The sequence below is a fragment of the Dyella flagellata genome (assembly GCF_030160275.1).
In the GTDB taxonomy this organism is placed as follows: Bacteria; Pseudomonadota; Gammaproteobacteria; order Xanthomonadales; family Rhodanobacteraceae; genus Dyella_B; species Dyella_B flagellata.
This window is the reverse complement of record NZ_BSOA01000020.1, coordinates 103,745-121,347: the sequence shown is the minus strand read 5'-3', so window position 1 is coordinate 121,347 and position 17,603 is coordinate 103,745. Positions and strand designations below refer to the sequence as shown.

General features: G+C 61.0%; 12 protein-coding genes. 1 reads left to right on the top strand and 11 read right to left on the bottom strand.

Features of this window, described 5'->3' with window-relative positions; genetic code table 11:
- Positions 1-54: 54 nt before the first annotated feature.
- The 4 genes from QQJ96_RS11890 to QQJ96_RS11875 all read right to left on the bottom strand — a co-directional run bounded on the left by QQJ96_RS11890 (position 55) and on the right by QQJ96_RS11875 (position 3,563).
- Complete coding sequence (locus QQJ96_RS11890; RefSeq protein WP_284332218.1) at positions 55-960, bottom strand: LytR/AlgR family response regulator transcription factor; 906 nt, start codon at positions 958-960, stop codon at positions 55-57.
- 164 nt (positions 961-1,124) lie between these two features.
- On the bottom strand, positions 1,125-1,646 hold the full coding sequence (locus QQJ96_RS11885) for a hypothetical protein (RefSeq protein WP_284332217.1): 522 nt from the start codon (positions 1,644-1,646) through the stop codon (positions 1,125-1,127).
- A 93-nt stretch (positions 1,647-1,739) separates the two neighbouring features.
- Positions 1,740-2,522, bottom strand: coding sequence for an NIPSNAP family protein (locus tag QQJ96_RS11880; protein WP_284332216.1), 783 nt, complete (start codon positions 2,520-2,522; stop codon positions 1,740-1,742).
- 336 nt (positions 2,523-2,858) lie between these two features.
- Positions 2,859-3,563 carry a TetR/AcrR family transcriptional regulator gene (locus QQJ96_RS11875; protein ID WP_284332255.1) on the bottom strand — a complete coding sequence of 235 codons (705 nt, stop codon included), beginning with the start codon at positions 3,561-3,563 and terminating at the stop codon, positions 2,859-2,861.
- Positions 3,564-3,685: 122 nt separating this feature from the next.
- On the opposite strand from QQJ96_RS11875, the gene QQJ96_RS11870 reads away from it, so the two are divergent.
- The gene (locus QQJ96_RS11870) at positions 3,686-4,633 is read left to right on the top strand and encodes an aldo/keto reductase (protein ID WP_284332215.1); all 948 of its coding nucleotides are present in this window, start codon (positions 3,686-3,688) and stop codon (positions 4,631-4,633) included.
- 23 nt (positions 4,634-4,656) lie between these two features.
- Here the strand turns inward: QQJ96_RS11870 and QQJ96_RS11865 are convergent, their stop codons facing one another.
- From QQJ96_RS11865 to QQJ96_RS11835, 7 genes are all read right to left on the bottom strand, one after another.
- Entirely contained in the window at positions 4,657-5,502 is an 846-nt protein-coding gene (locus tag QQJ96_RS11865) for a sulfotransferase family protein (RefSeq protein WP_284332214.1), read from the bottom strand.
- 49 nt (positions 5,503-5,551) lie between these two features.
- Positions 5,552-6,559, bottom strand: a complete 1,008-nt coding sequence (locus QQJ96_RS11860; protein WP_284332213.1) for a LacI family DNA-binding transcriptional regulator — start codon at positions 6,557-6,559, stop codon at positions 5,552-5,554.
- 16 nt (positions 6,560-6,575) lie between these two features.
- A complete protein-coding gene (locus QQJ96_RS11855; RefSeq protein WP_284332212.1) occupies positions 6,576-9,278 on the bottom strand; it encodes a glycoside hydrolase family 2 protein in 2,703 nt (900 codons plus the stop codon).
- Positions 9,279-9,282: 4 nt separating this feature from the next.
- On the bottom strand, positions 9,283-10,671 hold the full coding sequence (locus QQJ96_RS11850; protein ID WP_284332211.1) for an APC family permease: 1,389 nt from the start codon (positions 10,669-10,671) through the stop codon (positions 9,283-9,285).
- Positions 10,672-10,787: 116 nt separating this feature from the next.
- Complete coding sequence (locus QQJ96_RS11845; protein WP_284332210.1) at positions 10,788-14,003, bottom strand: TonB-dependent receptor; 3,216 nt, start codon at positions 14,001-14,003, stop codon at positions 10,788-10,790.
- A gap of 182 nt (positions 14,004-14,185) precedes the next feature.
- Positions 14,186-16,519, bottom strand: a complete 2,334-nt coding sequence (locus tag QQJ96_RS11840; RefSeq protein ID WP_284332209.1) for a beta-N-acetylhexosaminidase — start codon at positions 16,517-16,519, stop codon at positions 14,186-14,188.
- Positions 16,516-17,583, bottom strand: coding sequence for a glucokinase (locus QQJ96_RS11835; protein WP_284332208.1), 1,068 nt, complete (start codon positions 17,581-17,583; stop codon positions 16,516-16,518). Before QQJ96_RS11835 ends, QQJ96_RS11840 begins: the two co-directional genes overlap by 4 nt.
- Between the last annotated feature and the right edge of the window lie 20 nt (positions 17,584-17,603).

Here is a 17,603-nt window from a genome sequence, read left to right as displayed (position 1 = left end):
GCCAGGGAAAACGGTCGAAAAATCGGCGAACGAGCACTCCGGATCGGCGAACGGTCAAATGACACGGTCGCGCAGCAGCCTGGCCCCCGTGCGGCTGGTCGAAATCACCTGCCCGGTTTCCATGTGCAGGAGCAAGCGCCCGCCGCCGGCGGGTTCCGCCCGGGCGATGCGGTGGACGTTGACGATCCATGAGCGATGCACACGGGCGTATTTGGCCGGGTCCAGCGATTTGGTAAATTCCGCAAGCGTCATGCGGACGAGATGCTTGCCGGAAAGCGTCCGGACCTCGGCGTAGTCGTCGGCGCCACCGATGCTCACCACGCTATCCAGATCGATCGGTCGAAGTTCGTCGCCGATCCGGACGAAGTAGCGAGAAAGGTCGGCATTCGCGCGGGAGTCGTCGGGCTCCTTTGGGGGCTCCTCCAGTGCAGGCGTGACCGGAACGGCCGCGTAGTCCGGGGCCGCACGCATCCCGAGGTTTCCGGCCAGGGCGAGCTGTTCCGGGACCAGCGCTGCTTCCGCGGGCGCCGAGGGCACCATGTTATGGCGTCGATATTGGGCCTGCAGGTAGGTCATGGCTGCGATAAGCGCATAAGTCGTCACGTTCTCCAGCGATTGCCAGGCCGTTCCGCTGATAGAGAAGGGTTTCACCAGGAAGCCGGAAAATCCTCTGCCATCGAACAGCAGTCCTAGAAGAACCATCAGCAAGCCATAAGAGAGGGCGGAAAAGGCGACGCAAAGCGGAAGGTGAGCCAACAGCTGCAGGGCGGCGGGCTTGCCGATGAGTCTGCGCAAGATAATGCGGCGTACCATTGCTCCGAAGATCACTACCGGAATCGTGTTGGCGACACCGCCAAGCAGACTCCCGCGTACGTCCGCTTGCAAAGCGAACCGGATGGTAATGGAGTAGGCCACAAAGACGCCGGCTATCGCCAACAGGTCGAAATGCCGCTGCTTCATCCTCGTTCCCGTCCATGACCCTGGATTTCAACGCGGAGCGTGCAGCGTTATGGGCACGACTTCAAGTCTTTGGACCTGCGTCGGGACGAGCCGAAACCGGCGCGGTGGGAAACGGCCGGACATGTTGTTGTCCGGTACAGCATCGGGGAGATCATCCCTATGATCTAGCGAGCGCGCGTGAAGTAGTGCGTCTTCATGACGGGCAAACCCTTGGCTCCGGGATAGACCTCGGTCTCGACAAGGCTACGACCGTCCGGCATGACGGAATAGATTCGCGTCGAAACAAGGGTGTCGCCTTTCTCAAGCGCCATGACCAGGACATTGGGTGAAGGTTGTTTCAACGCCACCCGATCGGCCTCGGGACTGTTCTGGACGACAGCGGCAGTTCCATCGAGCGCGGACGTGGAAACGGAATGGACCTCATTGCCTGGCGCATAGACGATATCGACGTGTACCGTCCACTTGTCGGCACCTGCATCGCTGAAGGTAAACCTGACGCTCTTGGGGCGTTGCGCCGGTGGCATGGGCAGGCGCGAGATGTCCACCGACCAGCTTCCGAGCAAGGGAGAAACTGCCGCATGTAACGGAAGCGCGTCTGCCGGTGACCCGGGTATGGCGGCTGCAGCGAGCGAGCAAGCGGGAGCGACAACAGACGCCAATAACAGCGCTTTCGGCAACAGCTTCATGTCCTATCCTTCCATCCATTTGCAGTGGGGGGATATTCGTCAAGCGGGTGCAAGCGAGTATGAATGAAACGCGGGGAAGGAGATAGCCGCTAGTCAGTCGTGCAGGCTGGAGCGTGGTGTGGGAGTCAGTCGCATGGATTGGGTGTTGCCCGTCAACCAGGTGCTGAGGGTTGGAGCGATCAATCGATACCATGTGCCCGACATGACAAACGCGTCATAGCTCTGTACGTCATGAAACACGGCCACCCCCACCAACACGTGTTCGCCGGTCCGAACCGGTAGCCGGGGAAAGTTGTTGGGTGCGTCCTCGGTTACGTACCACGCAACGTCGTGCGCGCCGGCGTTCTCAAGAACGCGGGTCATTTCCTCACGGCAAAAGTTCAACAAACTCGGGTCGGCGGCGTCCTTCAGCGAGAACACGGTCATGTCGACGAGGCCCGATGGATTGACTCCCCTGCCGACGGGGGCGCGGCGAAGCGGTTGATGCGCCAAGCCCGAGTCCGTCCAGGCCGGCTTCAGCAGCAGGACGTTGTCCGAATCAATCATCGTCTCATTGGCGGCATTGCGGTTCGCCATCCAAGCGGGACCGGTGTAGAAACTCGTCAATCCTGCCTGGCGCGAGGGCATGTCCTTGAATCCGCGCAGCCACACGAATTTGTTCGGGTCGTCCAGGTCACGGAACTGGCCGAGCAGGCGCATGCCCAAAGCCTCCTGGGATTCCACAAACTCGCACTCGAACAATTCGATCAAGGCGTCCCGCTTGCCCGGGTGCAGCGTATATTGCCGCAGCTCGATGACCATGCACTCGGCGTTGTCTTTAATCGAATTCGGAGTCGGGATGTCGGAAGGGGGCGCGAGCGTGGGCGTTGAAGTCATGGGGGCTGGCCGCGGATGGGGCAGAAGAGTAGGGAGGATCCAAGCTAAAGTGGAAATAGGACGTTCGGTGTCCTATATCTGGCGCGTAGGTTGGGATGGCAATCCCAGCATTGGAATGCCATAGGGAAAGCTGGGATTACCATCCCAGCCTACGCTTAGGGCATCGAGGAATAGGGCGATATTTCCATCGGCGTGAAACCTGCGAGATGGATCACGCGCCAGTAGCGATTACTTCTCCCGGTGAAGTGATGCCCGTTGCGGCCGCTGTCATGCCGGGCTTGATTCCGCAGAAGAGCACATCAAGACGTGCGGCGATGATGTCTGGGAGTCTCTCTGTCACGAGCCGCTGCACATCATCGCCACGGCTTTCTGCGCGAACTTTCGCAGCTCATTGCGCGAGGTGCCGGAACGGGCCCGGATGGCCATGCTGTGCATCGTAGCGGAGGCGAATTGAGCGAGGGCTTTGGGATCGGCATCCCCCTTCAATTCCCCGCTGGCACGCGCGAGTTTGAAACGTGCCTCGAACCCGGCATCGAGCGCATGAAAGCCTTTCGAGGCGATACCGCGGATCTCCGGATCGACAGGCGCCTCGGTAATCGCCGTGCCGACCACAAAACATCCAAGCACTTGATCGCTGCTTGAGAAATAGATGGACAACGCGGCGTCATAAACCCGCATCAGCGTTTCGGCCAAGGTACCGTCGAGCTCGAACGCTGCACGCATCGATGCAAGCTTACGATCCCAGTAAGCGTTGAGCGCCTTGACATAGATGTCGTGCTTGTCGCCGAAAGCGGCACTAAGGCTGGGCCGGTTCATGCCGGTCGCGGCGGAGATGTCATCCAGGGAAGTGCCTGAATAACCCGTCTTCCAGAACGCTTCGGCAGCCGCCCTGAGCGCGGTTTCCGGGTCATACGCGCGCGGCCGGCCGCGTGGCCTTTTCGCAGTCTTGTCTTTTTTTGTTCCGGTTTGCATAAAAATACTTGACCTGAGGTGATTCTGGTGCTTATTATTTTTCGAGTTTGTACAAAATTCAATATTCACGTAGTCCAAGTGAACGACCGGTTGAATGCCATTCCCAACCGATCTGGATGTTTGAAGAGACGTAATGGCTATAGCAACCGGTTTTCCTGTGCAGACCAGATCACCGAGTAGAGAACACGAACATGAGTACACCTCGCGATCTTCGTCATATAACCATTCCCCTTGTCCATGGATCCGGAGCCATTCCGGCTCTCGGGTTTGGGTCGCTGATCCCTGATCCTGTCGCGGCCAAACAAGCTGTCAAGGCGGCATTGGAGGTGGGATTCAGGCACATCGACAGCGCAGAACTCTATCGAACCGAGGGCGCGGTGGGTGATGCGGTGAAGGAGGCCGTGGGGGCGGGCGTGGTGAAGCGGGAAGCATTGTTTCTGGCCACCAAACTATGGAACAACAACCACCGCCCTGATCGGGTCAAGGCCGCCTTCGAAGCAAGCCTGCAGCGTCTTCAGCTTGACTATCTCGATTGTTATTTGATGCATACGCCTTTTGCGTTCAAACCTGGTGACGAGCTGTTCCCGGCGAATGAGCGTGGAGAGCTGATCTACGACACGGAAGTAACCTTGGTTGAGACATGGCGAGCGATGGAGCGTCTTGTCGATGAGGGCAAATGTCGCTCCATCGGGCTGTCCGATATCACGCTGGAGAAGCTAAAGGCGATTGTTGCGGTGGCGCGTATCAAGCCCGCGATCGTTCAGGTCGAGTGCCACCCTTATCTGCCCGAATGGGAACTGTTCGATTTCTGCAAGCAACACGGCATTGTGTTACTTGCCTTCGCGCCCTTGGGGCATGGCATGGAGCCAAAAATTGTGGATGACCCCGTGATCAAGGCGATCGCATGGCAAGTCGGCAAGACGCCGGCGCAAGTGGCGCTGGCTTGGGCCGTGCAGCGCGGTACGGCATTGCTGACCACGTCCACCAACCCGGCACACATCAAGGAGAACTTCGACATTTCTCCGCTGCCCCAAGACGCCATGCAGGAGATGCAAGAGCGTATCGCCACCAGCATCCGGCTGAACGCGGTGGTAGAGACCGGAGTGCCTGGATTTGTTCCTCGGCCTACGTCGGAATGACGATCAAAACCATCCGGAATGGGCTACACGATGGGCACGTGGTTGACGTTGTTCTTGGGATCCATCCAGAACGCTTCGTTCGCGAAGCGTCCAAAGATTTCGCGCGGTAGGACGGGCTGGCGTTCGATCGATGCCACTTTCGGCCGAACGGAGTGCAGGCCGGGCATGCCGACGCGAGCATCAAACTCTTCGGCGTGGTATTCGATATGGTCGAAATCGTGCTCGAACCAGGGCTCGTCCAGGAATCGATACACCGAGCGCATGGCCGCGACGGGATCGCTAACCAGGCTTTCATAGGTCAGCATCAGCAGATGTTTCTGCGCGTACTGGCCGTAAAACGCGTCCTTGGTAGCCTGGTAGGCGAATCCCACCATGCCTCGTGGATCGGTCAATGCCTCGACGCGCGAGTACACCGTGGTGTTGGTATCGAAGCGGAACACCTTGCTGACGCTGACCGGTTGGCGTTGCACCAATCGCTCCATGCTGTCCAGCACCCATGCCAATTGGCGCACGCACGCAATGACTTTTACTCCAGGGAATAGCGTGTTGAGCAACTGCATCCGGCTGCACCACAGGCGGCTGGTATCGAACACCACGCCGGCATCAGTCTGAACCGAGTAGAAGTTCTCGACCAGTCCGCGCAACAGGGCGACGCGCTGCTCGTCGGAGACATCGAACGAAAAATCGTTCTTGCTGCTTGCTTCGGCCATCACCACACCCATGATGTCGGCAAGCGGGCTGGTCATGCCGGCGCGAAAGCGCGGATTCTGATTGAGGATGGCGGCCAGCAAGGTAGTGCCGGAGCGCGGCAGCCCGGATATGAAATGGAACTTGCGTGACGGGTTGCTGGCGTCTGGTGTAGCAGGCATGCGTGCAGTCTCCTGTTGATCGGTGGCGTGGGCTGCAAGATAACCCGGCTCAGGGTGCGGCTGCCGTCGAGGCGCGCATGCGCATTTCGTAGCCGACTTCGACCATGCTGGGTTCTCCCTTGCCTAATACGCGAAGCAACAGCTCCTCCGTTGCGCGCTTGCCCATTTCACGCACGGGCTGGTGAACAGTGGTCAGAGGTGGCCACACTTGCGTCGCGATGGTGGTGTCGTCGAAGCCGCAGATGGACATCTCCGCGGGAACCGATACTCCAGCCTCCGCGGCGGCCCAGATCGCGCCGACGGCCATGTCGTCGTCGGCCGCGAAAATGGCGGTTGGTCGCTGTTTCAGGGCGAGCAGTTGACGGGCTGCGGCGACGCCGGACTCGAAAGAAAACCGCCCTTGCACCATGTACGCGGGGTTTTCTTTCAAGCCTGCGCGCTTAAGGCCGTCGCGGTAGCCGGCGAGGCGCCAGATGCCCGCGCCGTGCTTGGGGTCGCCCAGGATGTGGGCGATACGGCGATGCCCCAGCGAGACAAGGTGCTCCACCATCGCCGCGGCGGCTTCGCGCTCGCGCAGTCGCACGCCGATGCAATCCTTGGGCTGGCGCGGGGCGATCGAGGCGAACGGAAGCTCGTTCTTGCGCAGGTGATTGAGCAGTTTCGGATGGTCAGTGATGGGCGGCGTAAGGATCAGTCCATCGGGCTGGTGCCGCGAGAGGATGCCCTCAACACGCTCGACGAAGTCCGGTGCTGTCGAGACCAGCGGCTGCACCATCATGATGTATTGCCTTGCCTCGCACGCTTCCAGCACGCCTGCCTGGACTTCCATGATGTAGCTAGGCGACAGGTTGTCGTAGAGCAGGCCGATCATGAAGGAGCGGTTCGCCGCCAGGCTGCGCGCCGAGGTGAGCGGCCGGTAGTTGAGTTCGGCGACTGCCGCAAGCACGCGTTCCCGCACCATGTCGCGTACGTTCGGCTCGTTGTTGAGCACACGCGATACAGTCTTTTTCGAAGTGCCCGACGCACGGGCGACATCATTGATGGTCACGCGTGACATGGAAGTCTTTGTGTCTTCAAGGATCTGCCTTCTGCGTGACGGCCGCCGGAACGCTTTGGGCCGGACTGTTCCACCCACTCACTTCAACTACCGGTACCGCCGTTCCCCGAGCTTCGTATCGCGCGGTCAGGCTCTTCGATTCGCCGGGCCAAAGCGTGAGGTCATTGTCATTCCACCTTATCGGTAGCGCAAGATCGCCATGCGCACCACGCCGGATCGACACGTGCTGGAACAGAGCCACCGCTTTGGACGATGCGGGCACCGACAGCGTGACCGTGGTGACGTCATCATTTCCCTCGCGCCGCGTCGTTGCACGGACCTCGCTCGTCGCAGTTGGCAACGACTGCAGCGCGGTCAGGTCGGCATACTGCGTCACCGGGGTAAGGTACCAGTTCGAATGCGCCCAATCGAGCGTATCCGGTCGAGTGGACAGCCAGTAGACGTTCCGGCTGATCGGCGTACCGTCGGCGGAAGCGAGGTCGAGTTCGATGAAGTACGCAGCTGACAGGCCGGCGATGGTCGGCAGTGTTGCCAACGACCGGGTGTGGTTTCCAGCTAGGTCGATGCCCCGCAGGTGTTTCTCGTACCGCACGCTGCCGTCCAGATTGCGTACGCGAATGCTTGCTTGTACGCCATGGATGTCGTCAAGCGCGTGGTTAACCAACACTATGCTCTTGGAGTCGTACGAATACTGGATGTGCACCAGCTCGTTGGCTTTCTTGGCACCGAAATAGGCCCCGGCGGGATTCATGAAGTAGTCGTAGAGATGCCAGTGCAACGAAGGCCAGGCGTTATTGAGCATCCAGTAGATGACGCCTGTCGCGGGCTTGGCCGCATCCATGCGTGCGTTGAAAGCCTCGAACTGAGCGCGCACGTTGTCGTAGTTGTCGAGCTGGGCCTTGGCGACATAATCGGCAAGACTCACGGGTGCGCCATAGCGATGGGCCAGTGCCTTGTCGAAGGGAGTCAGTACGGCGAATGGCGACCAGTCCGCGGATGCGTGGTATTGCCGCGCATTCGGATATTTCCACAGCGCCTCCTGCTCCTGCGGTGACAGCATGCGCACCAGGTCTTCCACTCGCGGGATGTCGGCGCCCGCGCTGACCTCGGAGTCAAAGCCGAATGCACCACCCAGCTTGTCGGCGTACCAATAAGCTGGCGGTATCCAGTCGTACGGCCCGGCCATCTTCATGCCGGAAGAGCCGGTTTCCGCGGTCGCCTGGTCGCTGGCCGCAGAGATGACGGGTAGGGACCAATCCGCAGCGCGTAGCGCATCGACATACAGCTTCGCGATGGGCGGCGGTGGCGCATTGTCGCTACCGATCAGGAAGCCGATCACCGATGGATGGTTGCGAAGCAGGCGTGCTTCGCTGGCCATGGAGTTTTCCGCCACCTTTTCGTCGGCGGCACTCCAAGGTTCGCCGCCGGTCTTGGCGGCCGACTCCCATTTGTCGCAGCATTCCCAGCCCGCCAGTACCAAAATGCCGTTGCGGTCGGCAAGATCGTAGAAGTGCTGGTTCTCCAGCTTGCCTTCGCTGCGGATGGTGTTGAGGCCAAGGTTGACGACGTAGTTGAACTCGGCTTCCATGCGAGCGGGGTTGTTACGCAGGAACATGTCCGGTGCCCAGCCCGCGCCGCGAATCAGCAATGGTTTCCCATTGATGACGAACTGGCGGTAGCCCTGCTTGGTCAGGCTCGAACTGACGCTGCGTATGCCGAACGTCGCCGTGGCCCGGTCGGATGTTGCGCCATCGACCGCAGCGGTGATCTCCACTTGATACAGCGGATGCTCGCCCATACCGATCGGCCACCAGATCTTCGGGTGATCCAGCGCGAGGCCGGACGTAGTCTTGGGCGAGAACGAAACGACTTGAGTTTGTCCGGGCGCGAGGTGGATGGTCTGCTGCAAAGAAACGCCGGCCACGGTACCGTTGATCGTCGCGTCATGCGCCACCGTGTCCAGATTCTTTGCGCTCACCTTTACGGTCAACGAGGCGCGCGAGAGGTCGGGCAGCGAAAGTGCTGAGAGCACCTGGGGAAAGCTCAGTTCGACAGGGCCGGTCTGCACGATGTCGACGCCGCGCCATGGGCCCATATTGTTGTCCGGCGGGGTAGGGTTCCAGTCCACCCAGCCTATCGACAGGCTCTTTCTTGGATCGGCCGGGTGCACTTGCATGGCGAGGATGTTGGCGCCGGTTTGAACCCAGTTCGTGACGTCGAGCTCGTGCACGGGATAGGCGCCAGCGACAGTGGCATGGTCGGCGACCCGATGCCCGTTTACCCACACGTCGGCGCTCGCGATCATGCCGTTGGTGCGCAGCAGTGTATGCTTCCCCGCCCGGTTCTTCGGTAGCGTGAATTCGCTGCGGTACCACCAAGGCGTCACAAACAGGTTGCCGCTGGCGTCCGGCACCTGCACCGCACGCAGGTTGTCGCTGTAGAACACGTCGTTCTTGTAGGCGCCGTTTTCCATCAGCCCGGCCATGACGGTCGCTCGGCCGCTCACCGGGTACCAGCCCTCGGTGGAGTAGCCGAAAGAAGCGATTTCAGCGCCGCTTTGTTGCGCCTTCGCGCTGTCTTGAATTTGCCAATGCGCAATGGCAGTGGTGGAGCCGGCGTCGGCGCTTACCTGAGTAGGGGCGTAGCTTGTTTGGGCGTGTGCGGCGGATGCCAGCATCGCGGCCATCATCCAAAGCGCATGCTTGACTGGAGTTTGCATGGCGTCACGGTTCCCCAACATAGATTTCGCGTATTTCAACAGGCGCGAACGGCCACGACTGGTTGATCTTGGCCCAGGCCGCGAACACCACGAGGCCGGCGACGATCCAGATGCCGGACAGGATCAGCGACAACGTGGAGGCAGACACGTATACGTAGACCCACCCCGCTAGCGCAATCGCGCATGGCACCGGGTAAAGCCATTGCTTGTACGGGCGCGCTAGATTCGGCTGGCGTTTGCGCAGCACGACCAGCGCGGCAATTTGCGCGATGGACTGCACGATGATGGTTGTGGCCAGCAGCATGTTGATCACTTCGGTGAGGTCAAAGAATGTGCCGATGGCCGTCACCACACCCATCGTGAGCAGCGCCACATGCGGAAAGCCGTGCTTGGCGTGCAGGCGCGCGAACACCGATAAAAATACCTTGTCCTGCGCTGCCTGGAATGGCACGCGCGAGCCGCCCAGCAGACCGGTGAACACCGAGGCGAACGCCGTCACAATGATGAGGACAGTCATGACCGCGGCGGCCGGGTGCCCCCAACTACGTTCCACCACCAGCGAAGCCACCGACTTGGATTGGGCGATGTCTTGCCAAGGCGCCACGCCGAGCACGCTGATGTTGAGCAACAGGTAGACAACCATCATTGCGATCACCGAGACGATGATGGAGCCGGGCATGGTTCGGCCTGGGTTGCGCAACTCGTCGCCGATGTAAGCCGTGGTGTTGTAGCCGAGATAGTCGTAAATGCCGATGATCAGCCCGGCACCAAGCCCTACGAAGAAGTGGCTGCTAAAAGTGCCGGCTGGGTAGCTAAAGGCGAAACCCGGATGGAAGTGCGAGAAGCCAGCCGACGCCACGCCGACTACGGAGACCAGCATGATGACCCACAGCCCGATGGTGATCGAGCGAACCGATTCGATACGGCGATACAGCAGCCAGGTGACGATGGCAATCGCCGCAAGGCCGATCAGATGCAACGGCCACCAGCCAAGTTTCGGGAAAAAGAATTCCAGGTATTCCACCATGCCGATGATGCCGGTGGACATCAGCAGAGGAATGGCCAGCAGCATTGTCCAGATGAACAGGAACGGCATTAGCTTGCCGGTGCGGTATTGGAATGCTTCGCGCAGGTAGACATAGGTGCCGCCGGACCCTGGCATGGCCGCCCCGAGTTCGGCCCACACCAGGCCATCGGCCATGGCCAGGATGGCGCCGGCGATCCAGCCAATGACCGCCTGTGGACCGCCCATCGCGGCGACCATGATGGGGATGGTGATGAACGGCCCAATGCCGCACATCTGGGTCATGTTGATCGCCGTTCCCGAGAACAGGCCGATGGAACGATGGAAGGCGTTGTCGCGAACGGGCGGGGGCGCGCTGGAATCGAGCATGCTTGCCTTGTGGTGGTGGGTTGCGATTGGCCTTTCTCGCTCGTCATTCCGGCCTTCGCCGGAATGACGAGCGAGACATCAGGCATAGGTTTAACAAGCGATCTTTTCTACTCCGGTTACCACTGGCCGCGGATGCCCAACATGAACATGCGCTCGGAAAAAGTCGAGTGCGCAGGCTGGTCGGGCCACACCAGATAGTAATGCTGGTACTCGTTGGTAAGATTGGTACCGTCCAGGAACACCTCGGCATATTTGTTGAACTTGTAGGAAATCGACGCATCGAGGTACTTCTGCGGCGCTTCGTACATCTCCATGCCGGTGATGCCGCCCACGCTATCCATCACCGCTCGCCGCGAACGGTAGTTGTAGGCGAGGCGAGCCTGGAAGTGGCCGTCCTGATACCACAGGATAAAGTTGCCGGACTTGGTGGAGTTGTCCTGAAAGGGAATCTTTTGGCCGGAGAGGTCTCTTTCGCCCGAGTTGCTCGGTGCATAGGTGGCGTTCACTTCCATGCCCGTCTTGGACAAAATGCCCGGCAGGAAGGTGAAGCCCTGGCGGTAATCGAACTCAGCACCCTGGATGCTGTTGCCGGTGCCTTGCACCGGTTCGGTAATCACGATGCAATGATTGCGGACCACGCCGTCTTCGTCCGGCAGGGTGCAGTTGGTGACGCTACCGTTCTTGATGAAACTTTCCACGTTGATGCGGAACAGGGCGAGGCTGAGCATGCTGGTGGGATTGATGTAGTACTCCAGCGATGCGCCATAGTTGGTGGAGCGCCACGGGTTGAGGTTCGGGTTGCCGGTCGATGTGCCATTGGAGACGCGGAAGATCGGCCCCTGCGGCGTCTCTGCGAGCGAGTAGTTCAACTGCAGACCGCCCGCCCAGGTGCTCAGATCCAGCGGCATCATGTTCTTGGAATAGGCCAGTCGGAACTTCAGACTGTCGGTCAGGTCCAGCGAGAAATTGAGCGACGGCAGCACGTCGTTGTAACTGCGCTTGGTGACCGAGGTGCCCGCGTCGGCAGGTTCGTCGCCATACGAACCCGGTGCGCCGCTCAGGTGCTGGCTAACGTCCAGATTGGTGTGGATCATGCGCACGCCGACGTTGCCGCTGTACGACATGTCGCCGAGGTTGCCATTGAAATCGGCCTGCAGATAACCCGATAGCTCCTTCAGCCCCACGCCCCAGGTCGTTCCCGGCTCACCCACCTCGACGGTGTTGGGGTAGAGCGACTTCCAGTACGAAACGGGATTGACCAAGGCGTTGGGATCGACCGCCCAGAAATTGATGCCCGAGCCAAGCAGGTTGGTGTACTGTTTGAAATTGCCCGCCAGCGGCGCGGCGGTATTGGGCATCGATATCGCAGACAGCGGTCCTGCGCGGTAATAGCCCAGCGCGTTGCCCGCCGTGCAGGCGCCGCTATCCATCACCACGTCGGCACCGACATAGCGCACCAGGCATCCGTTTGGATCGGTTGCGCCGATGCCGGCGTAGACGGGTGTTTCCAGCGTCCAGCCGACGTTGTCGGCGCTGCGGTTGCTGTTGCGCAGGCCGAATTCGAGCTTGATGCCATCCTGGAAATCGTATTGCCCGTCGAAGCGCAATGCGTTCAGCGCTACCTTGCGGTTGTAGTCGCCGGAGGACTCCAGCGTCTTCATGGTCCAGCCGTTGGGGTTGGCGAAATCAGCCGCCAGCGACGCTGGCATGCTGACCTTGATATAGCGGCCACCGAAGTCCGCGATGATCGGAATCGTGTTTTGGGGAACACCATTGGCGTTGAACACGCGGTTGCCGCCCAATTGCGCTGGGTAGACGAAGGTACCCGGCGGCACGGCGTTGGCAGGCACGCCAGGCATCAGCACGTTGGGCCATAGGGCGCCGTCGGAATCGGAAATGTTGATGTCGGTTTCGACGTTCGACTGTGACGCCGTGTCATGGATGCCACGCACGCTTGCCGTGAAAGGTCCGCCGTCGTCGTAATCCAGCTGGAGGTTGAGGTTCTTCGCTACCGAACTCTTCTGGATGATCTGCGAGTACGACTCCACGTCGCCCGGCCACTTCTCGTACACCTGCGTGGTGAAGATCTGTGAGCCTTCCCAGCCCGGCTGTGGCGTGCCATAGGAGCCGAGGGCGGGGCTGCCGGTATCGCGCGATTGCAGCGGCACGTAGGTCGCGCCCTGCCAGTTGGTGGAGTTGAACTGGATGCCGAAATTGCGATCGAATTCGCGCTGTTGCGAGTAGAAGTAGTCGCTGGTCAAGCTCAAGCCGTGGCCAAGATCCATCTGGAACGAGGCATTGCCGGACTTGCGCTTGCGTTGGGTGGTGATGTGATTGAGGCCGATGTCCTGGCTGCCCATGAAGACGCCATTGGACTTGCCGTCGCCATTGACGTCCACGCTGCCATCAGCGTTTTGAACGATCTGCGACGGGATCGGCGCGCCGTTCCACGGGGTCAGGAAGCCGTTGTAGCCACCCGCGCTGACGGCATTCTCGCCATTGAACACTACACCGTACTGATCCAGGCCCTCGGTCGAGTTCATCCGCGTGGTGTTGGAGAAATCGGCGGAAACCAGCAGGCCCCAATGACCACTGTCGTTGTACGAAATCAGGCCGTTGCCCTCAGGCCCCCAATGGCTGGTACTGCTACCGCGCTCACCATTAGCCGAATAGCTGTAGGTGAATCCGCTGGGGAGATCCCAGGGGCGCAGGGTATGCAGGTCGATGGCGCCGCTGATGCCGCCGTCGGTCTCGTTGGCGGTGGATGATTTGACCACGTCCACGCCGTGGAACAGCGTGGAAGGCAACATGGTGAAGTCGGGCTGCTGCGAGTCGATCTGGTCTGCAGTGATGAACACTTCGCCGTTCAACATGGTGCCGACTTGGGGCAGGCCGCGCACGTCCACCGAAGTACCTACGCCGGCATCGCGGTTGATCTGTACGCCAGTGACGCGCTGCAGCGAGTCGGTGATGGTGGTGTCGGGCAGCGCGCCGATATTTTCCGCCGTGATGCTGTCCTGAATGTTCGGAGCCTCGCGCTTGAGGTCGATTGCGCGCATCTGCGAAGCACGCACACCGGAGACAGCCACAGTAGCCAACGTGATCGCATTCTTGTCCTCGGTGTTGCCGTCGGACTTGGGGCCAGCTTTCTTTGTGTCGGCTTTCTTGGCTTCGGGCGACGTCGGCGCGCTTTGCGCCGCGGTGGCCTGCGTTGCTTGCCCGCCTGCCTGGGCATCGGCGGATGTCGATGCGGCAGCCGACGTCGACACGACGGCGAACAGCGACAAGGTGATGGCAAATGACAATGGACGTTGGCGAAGTGCGGTGGACATGGGCTCTAACCTCGTTGGTGTTGCCTGTCGAATTTCAGATGCTCCGTGGTATTGCAAAAAACGCGTGTAGCCCGGCGCTGCCTGCGGATTCGCACGCCGAAGGTGATGCTATTTCTCGGTTGTTCCCGACCGAGGCCTGGTGAGCCAAGGTCACTACGCGGAGCGAATGCCCCACGTTTCCCTTATTTCGAAAATGTCATCCGCGCCAACGCCCACTGGCCATCGCGTGGATCGCCGGTAGCGAAGACGCACAGATCGCGAACGCCGGCCCCCACCGGCATGGCAAACTTTGCATCAAGATGCGATGGCCCCTCTACTTGCGCCGCGCTCTCTAGCGGCAAGCGGGCAAGCAGTGGTCCCGTGCAGGAATCGACATGGATCTCGAACTCGCCGGTCGGGCTGGCGCTACGGCGCACTACAGCGTCCTTGGCCTCATCGCCAAAGCGCCATGTAATGCGCTCGACCGTCATGGCGACATGCTTGATGCCATCCAACTGCACCTGTGGCCACAGCCAGCACGCGTTGCCGATGTCCACCGAATAGACTGGCCTTGGCCCCTTCGCTGGCCTGCTGCCTTGCAAGCGCGAAGCCGGCTGTTTGGAGCATGCCGTCAGTGCGCTGCTGTCCCTGCTCAGCAGGGTCGTTTCATCCAGCACCTGCGTGCGCGGCGCGGCAAGTTCGAAGCCATCCTGTGCAAAGGTCGCGGCGCGCAAGGTCGTGTTGACCGCTAGCATGAGCGGCTGGGCATACGGGGTAGATTGCTTGGTCGGGTTGGAGCCATCCGTCGTGTAACGGATCGTCCCGAATCCCGCCTGGTTGGATAGCTCGATCCGGAATGCGCGATCGGCTGTTGCAGTTGCGCGAAAGCTTGGTGCGAATGCGGTATCTGAATAGCCGATACCGAGTGCTCGATAACGCGCCAGTTCTGCCGGCATGCGTTGCAGGAAGCCGTTCCAGTCGTGTGCGCTCGAAGGTGACCAGCCAAGCTCCGATAGCGCGGCGACGCGCGGGAACACCGCATGCTGGTCATGCGCAAAGCTGGGCATCTGCTCGGTCCACAGGCCGGCCTGCACGCCGATGATGCGGCGAGCTTCGGCGGCACTCGCACCGTTCGGGATGACGATCGTGTCGTAGGCTTGCCGTAACGTCGCTGCGGGTGGTGGTCCCGGCCATTCGTCGGGCAGGTCGGACTGATAGTGATCGAAGTACAGCGATTCCTGCGGTGTCATGACCACGTCGTGGCCTTGCTTGATGGCCGTCAGCGCCACGCGCTCGTTGTCGTCGCCGTGCCACGACATCACCACTTCCGAAGCCGGCAGTTGCGCACCGGCAACCAGCTCGTCATCCCAGCCCACCGGGGTGCGCCCGTGCTCGATGAGATGCTTGGCGACCTGAAGCGTGAACCAGCCCTGCAGCTGATCCATGCTCGCCAGGCCAAGCTTGTGCATCTGCGCCTGCACTTCCGGCGAGGCATTCCACTGCTGCTTGTCCGCCTCGTCGCCGCCGATCGAAATGTAGCGTGAAGGGAACAGACGCAGCACTTCATCGAGTACGTCGTCGACGAAATGCAAGGTCCTTTCATCGGGCTTGAGCAGCCACGGGCTGACGCCCCAGTCGGTCCATACGTCGGGACGCTTGCCGGTGACGCCGAGCCACGGATAGGCGGCGATGGCTGCTTGAGAATGGCCGGGCAGATCGATTTCCGGCACCACGTCCACATAGCGCTCAGCGGCATAACGCACGATGTCGCGCGCCTGGGCCTCGGTATAAAAGCCGCAATAGGGTAGGCCGGCAGAGCCGGTCAGTTCGCTATCGAAGCCCGCCGCCTTGCGGCATGCGCCGACCTTCGTGAGCTGGGGATATTGGGGGATTTCCAGGCGCCAGCCTTGGTCTTCGGTCAGATGCCAGAGCAGCACGTTCAACTTGTTGAGCGACATCCAGTCGATCAGCTGTTTGATCTCGGCCACGCTCTGGTAGTGCCGCCCGGAATCAAGCAGCAACGCGCGCCACGCGAAGCGCGGATGATCGTCGATGACACCATGGGCAACCTCGATCGGCGCACCACGAACCCACCCGGGTGGTGTCAGCAATTGCCATAGCGTGACGCCTCCGTAGAACGCGCCGCGCGGCGTACGTGCCGTGACCAGGATGCCACTGTCGTCCACCGTGATGCGATAACCTGCCTCGTCCGCGACAGGGGCAGCGGGGTTCACGTTGAACGTGATCGCAGTACGCGCAGTGCTCGTGGTTGCCACACGCAGGTGCAGGTCGTTCGTATCGGACACATGTTGCACGAACCGCTCTGCTATGGAGCGCACTTGCTGACGATCCACGCCCTGCACCGAGACTACTGCGCCATTGGCGATTTCGGTCGCGCCCGTTGTGGTGCTGGCGTTTGCTGGCCGCGGCAGCAACGACCACTGGGGCATGACGGGCTCTGCAACGACAGCGCTCGTAGCCGCCAGCCACGCGATGGCCAGGCCATGGAAAAATCGGGAGAGAGCGATGTGGCTCATGCGCTCAGGCCACCTGCCACGGCATGCCGCAACGCCCTAGCTTCGGGCACGCCATGCCTGAGGTACCACTGGGCCGCACCCTGTACGCCGTGATGGCCGTGCTCGGTTACCCACACCGGAACTTGCGACAGCAGCGCGCGTGCGCTGCGTCCGTGCAGGAATCTTTCCTCAAAGGCGCTGTGCTTGAGCTGCTCGAAGAGGGAAGAGAGAAAACCGCCGGCCAGATACACACCGCCTGTGGCCATGAAGGCCATCGCGAGATTGCCGGTAAAGCTTCCCAGCGAGGCACAGAAAATTTCAACGGCTTCCACGGCTTGCACGTCGCTGTAGGCAGCGGCTGCTGCGCTGACGGCCTCGGGTGTTGCCAGCTTCGGTGTTTGCTCGTTGAGCGTGCACAGGATCGCGTAGATGGTCAGCAGACCGGGACCCGACACGAGGTGTTCAAACGCCACATAGCCGCCGTTCGGAGCGAGGTGCGCGAGAATTTCGCGCTCGCGCACCGAGTTCGGCGCGAAATCCATCTGGCCGGCCTCCGTCGGCAGCACGAAGCCGCCGGCAGGGGCGGGAACGTACACCGCCGCGCCAAGGCCAGTACCTGGTCCGATCACCAAGGTCGGGCCGGCGGAGCCCGAGTCGGGTCCGCACAGGTGGCGACCGCCGTCAGCGAGAGGGCCATTGAGTGCGTAGGCCAGCGCCTCGAAATCGTTGAGTACGGCGACCTCGTCCAAGCCCAGCGCGTGACGCAACTGCGTCAGCTGGATGGGCCAGGCGAGATTATCGTTCACGACCTCCTCGCCCATGATCTGGCCTGCGCAAGCGAGCACGCAGCGCTTCACCGGGGTTTGCACGTGGTCGTCGACAAAGGCTTGCAACAGATCCGACAGCGCAGGGAATTGCGCGCATGGGAATACGCGATAGGCGAGCGTTTCGACCCCGCGGTCCCCCTCGTGCGAGGCGCGCATTAGCGCAACACGCCCGTGCGTGCCGCCAATATCGGCCGCCAGAAACGGCGTCGCCGATATCCCCGACAGTCGGTCCGTATGGTCGATAGCCACGCCCAGCATGCCCCCCGGCATTGGAACTG

Coding starts and splice junctions, on each gene's coding strand:
- QQJ96_RS11880 (WP_284332216.1), bottom strand. CDS start 2,522: ATGACTTCAACGCCCACGCTCGCGCCCCCTTCCGACATCCCGACTCCG.
- QQJ96_RS11850 (WP_284332211.1), bottom strand. CDS start 10,671: ATGCTCGATTCCAGCGCGCCCCCGCCCGTTCGCGACAACGCCTTCCAT.
- QQJ96_RS11845 (WP_284332210.1), bottom strand. CDS start 14,003: ATGTCCACCGCACTTCGCCAACGTCCATTGTCATTTGCCATCACCTTG.
- QQJ96_RS11890 (WP_284332218.1), bottom strand. CDS start 960: ATGAAGCAGCGGCATTTCGACCTGTTGGCGATAGCCGGCGTCTTTGTG.
- QQJ96_RS11855 (WP_284332212.1), bottom strand. CDS start 9,278: ATGCAAACTCCAGTCAAGCATGCGCTTTGGATGATGGCCGCGATGCTG.
- QQJ96_RS11865 (WP_284332214.1), bottom strand. CDS start 5,502: ATGCCTGCTACACCAGACGCCAGCAACCCGTCACGCAAGTTCCATTTC.
- QQJ96_RS11885 (WP_284332217.1), bottom strand. CDS start 1,646: ATGAAGCTGTTGCCGAAAGCGCTGTTATTGGCGTCTGTTGTCGCTCCC.
- QQJ96_RS11840 (WP_284332209.1), bottom strand. CDS start 16,519: ATGAGCCACATCGCTCTCTCCCGATTTTTCCATGGCCTGGCCATCGCG.
- QQJ96_RS11835 (WP_284332208.1), bottom strand. CDS start 17,583: ATGCTGGGCGTGGCTATCGACCATACGGACCGACTGTCGGGGATATCG.
- QQJ96_RS11860 (WP_284332213.1), bottom strand. CDS start 6,559: ATGTCACGCGTGACCATCAATGATGTCGCCCGTGCGTCGGGCACTTCG.
- QQJ96_RS11870 (WP_284332215.1), top strand. CDS start 3,686: ATGAGTACACCTCGCGATCTTCGTCATATAACCATTCCCCTTGTCCAT.